Genomic DNA, 3,088 nt, shown 5'->3' on the forward strand with positions numbered 1-3,088 from the left:
TCCTCCGGATACGGAGACTTCCGTCCCACCAGGACACCCTTCCTCGGATCTGCAAGATCCATTGTCAGCGTGTCCACACCGCCGGGGGCACCTCACCGGTGCGGTGGCATCCTGGGGTCCGGGTGGGGCGAACCATTGGTTCCCAGCAAAAGGAGAAGGCGCAGTTGACCAGGGTCTGGTGGCGGCGGATGGCTCGGTCGGAGCGGACCTGGAAGTCGGCCCAGCCGAGTTCGTCCTTGATCTGTTTGTAGCTCTGCTTGATCCAGGGCCGCAGTCCGTAGAGGCGGACGATCTCCGCAAGGTCGGCCGGCGGGTGTGGGCTGGTGGCGGCGTGGGGTGCGTCGGGGTGGGGCAGGTTGGTGGCCAGGTACCAGGTGGCCTTCGCCGACAGGCCGGCTGGGTCGGTGGTGGCCACGACCAGTCGGCAGGGTGAGTCGGGTCCGTAGCCGCCCAAGCGGGCGTCGGCGGCCCACCAGGTCTCGGTGTGCCCGTCACGGAAGTGTCGCTCCGCCAGCGTCCACTCCCCGGGTCGCTTGGCATCGCGCCAGGTCAGCGCGTGTGCGGCTTCGATGGGGGTGTGCGGCTGGCCGGCCCGGGCCCAGGTCCCGCGATGCGGTTTGAGGGCGACCACGTAGGCCAGGCCAGCCTGACGCAGTGCGAGATACCAGTCGTCGCTGACGGAGTAGGCGCAGTCGGCAACCACCGCCTGGCAGCCGAAGCCCGCCTCCTTCCCTCGAACCGCGAGGACAGCAGCCAGCTGCGGTTTCGTACGGAAGGCCGGATCCGAGCGGCCGCGGGCGAGGTGGTGGGCAGGGGTGTAAGGAGTTGCGTGCAGGGACGCCCGTCGGTCCACACCGTGGTCACCGTGACGATGCCGCTGTCCGTTTTGCCCAGCCGGCCCAGCCACTGCCGACCCACGTGCGCGGTCGCCGTGCCGTCCTTGCGGTCCCCGGAATCGTCGATCACGATGACCCCGCCATCGTGCGGAGCCGCCGCCGTCTGCTCACGCAGCAGTTCAAGCCGCCGGTCGTTGACCTGCTCGGCCTCCCAGGGCGACTCCGACAGGAAGAACTGCAGCCGCTGCACTCCCGGCGTCCCCGCGCCGGCCACCGGTTCCGCGCCTGCCAGGCAGGTGATCGTCTTGTTCCGCTCCCGTGGCGCCAGCAGCCCGGTCAGGTACTCGCGAAATCCCCGCCGCTGGGCCAGGCTGAAGAAGAGGTCATCGAACCGGGCCGCGTACTCCTCCAACGGACCTGGCGCAGGCGGACACGGACGGCGAGCGGTCATCTTCCACCCCCAGCAAGGCAGTTGACTCCTACCACCGGCCTACGACCAACCCGACCTGCCGTCAACTCACGCCACCACCGAATTCAACGAACTACCGGTAAGCCCGTCTACACCGCGCCGAGCGAGGACGATGCCACGACACGGTTCCTGGAGTTCGCCGAGGTCTGGGGCAAGAAGTACCCGGCGATCGTCCGGCTCTGGGAGTCCAGCTGGGCCGAGTTCACGCCTTTCCTTCAGTTTGATGCGGGCATATGCCGCATTGTGTGCACAACGAACAGCATCGAAAGCGTCAATGCACGCATCCGCAAGGCCGTCAGCTCCCGCGGACACTTCCCCACGGAGCAGGCCGCACTCAAGTGCGTCTGCATGGCCGTCATGAGTCTCGACCCGACCGGCACCAGCCGAAAACGCTGGACCATGCGCTGGAAGGGCGCCATGAACGCCTTCGACCTGGCCTTCGACGGCCGCCTCACCGCATGCCAACTCTAGCCACACCAACCCCAGTTACACCGTTCGCTTGGGTCTGGCCCGTAGTCGGTGGTGACGGCCAGTAGCTGCCAGTGATCATGATCTTGTGGTGGATGTCAACTCGCTTGCGAGCACGGTGTTTTCGGGATTGTCGGCATTACTTGTCGAGGACGTGGCGGACGGCGGGGACGCAGTCGTGGTGACAGCTCGCACGCCGACACGCGGGGATGCCGTGTCCAGCGTGCGGGGCGCTGACGGCGAGGGTGCACGGTTATCACCGCCGGACGGTGGCGGACGTGCCGGTCGACGGTCGGCAGGTCGTCGTCCGCCTGCGGGTGCGACGGCTGGTCTGTCCGGTTCTGGGCTGTGGACGGCAGACCTTCCGTGAGCAGGTTCCCGGGCTGCTGGAGCGCCACCAGCGCAGGACGGTGCAGCTGACCAGGCAGATCGCCGAAGTGGCGCGGGAGTTGTGCGGCCGGGGGGGCGCACGTCTCTCCGGCCGGCCGGCCGTGCCGGTCTCCCGTACCACCATGCTCAGGTGGCTGTGGCGCCTGCCGGCGCCCGAAGCACCGGTCCCCGCGGTGATCGGAGTGGATGACTTCGCGCTGCGGCGCCGTCACCGCTACGCCACGGTCATCACCGATGCCGTCACCGGCCGGCGCATCGAGGTCCTGCCCGGCCGGGACGCCGGTCCCCTGGAAGCCTGGCTGCGCGAACATCCCGGCATCACGACGGTTTGCCGGGACGGCTCAGCCACCTACGCCGAGGCCTCCGCCGCGCCCTGCCCGACGCGGTGCAGGTCAGCGGCCGCTGGCATGTGTGGCGCAACCTGTGCGACAAGGTCCGGCCCGAAATCCGCGCCCACGCCGACCGCTGGGCCGCGGCCCTCAACCGCCGCCGCCCGGCCAAGTGCGTGAGCAGACCACCCGTGAACGCTGGAACAAGATCCACACCCTGCTCGGCCACGGCGTCGGGCTGCTGGACTGCTCCCGCCGCCTCGGCCTGGCGCTGAACACCGAACAAGCGCTATGCCCGCATGCCCGAGCCCACGGGCCTGCGCATCGCACCGGCCTACCGGCCCAGTCTCGTTGACGCCTACCGCGAGCACTTGCGCCGACGCCGCACCGAAGGCGTCGACACCAGAACGAAACGGATCATGAGACAGATGCACGGCCGCGCCGGATTCGACCTCCTCCGCCACCGCATCCTCCTGCGCTGACAGCTACTGGCCGTCACCACGGGAGTGTAAATCTAACGGCGGATCCGACGATCATGGGAGTGACGTCAAATGACTGATACCGCCGTGGAGTTGGAGACCGTGGAGCCTGTCGAG

2 protein-coding genes and 2 pseudogenes are annotated in these 3,088 nt (G+C 68.5%); 2 read left to right on the top strand and 2 right to left on the bottom strand.

Translation table 11 applies throughout. The annotated features are described in order from the left end of the window. Nucleotides 1-64: 64 nt before the first annotated feature. On the bottom strand, nt 65-853 hold the full coding sequence (locus AB0N07_RS50105) for a transposase (RefSeq protein ID WP_365847560.1): 789 nt from the start codon (nt 851-853) through the stop codon (nt 65-67). Between the two features lie 23 nt (nt 854-876). After that, a pseudogene (locus AB0N07_RS50110) lies at nt 877-1,287 on the bottom strand (transposase); the annotation flags it as partial. Nucleotides 1,288-1,308: 21 nt separating this feature from the next. On the opposite strand from AB0N07_RS50110, the gene AB0N07_RS50115 reads away from it, so the two are divergent. Both AB0N07_RS50115 and AB0N07_RS50120 read left to right on the top strand, forming a co-directional pair. Then, nucleotides 1,309-1,776: a transposase gene (locus AB0N07_RS50115; protein ID WP_365847562.1), complete on the top strand. Its 468-nt coding sequence runs from the start codon at nt 1,309-1,311 to the stop codon at nt 1,774-1,776. Between the two features lie 115 nt (nt 1,777-1,891). Then, nucleotides 1,892-2,974: pseudogene (locus AB0N07_RS50120) on the top strand (ISL3 family transposase). Nucleotides 2,975-3,088: the final 114 nt, after the last annotated feature.

Source organism: Streptomyces sp. NPDC051172 (assembly GCF_040682555.1).
Taxonomy (GTDB): Bacteria; Actinomycetota; Actinomycetes; order Streptomycetales; family Streptomycetaceae; genus Streptomyces.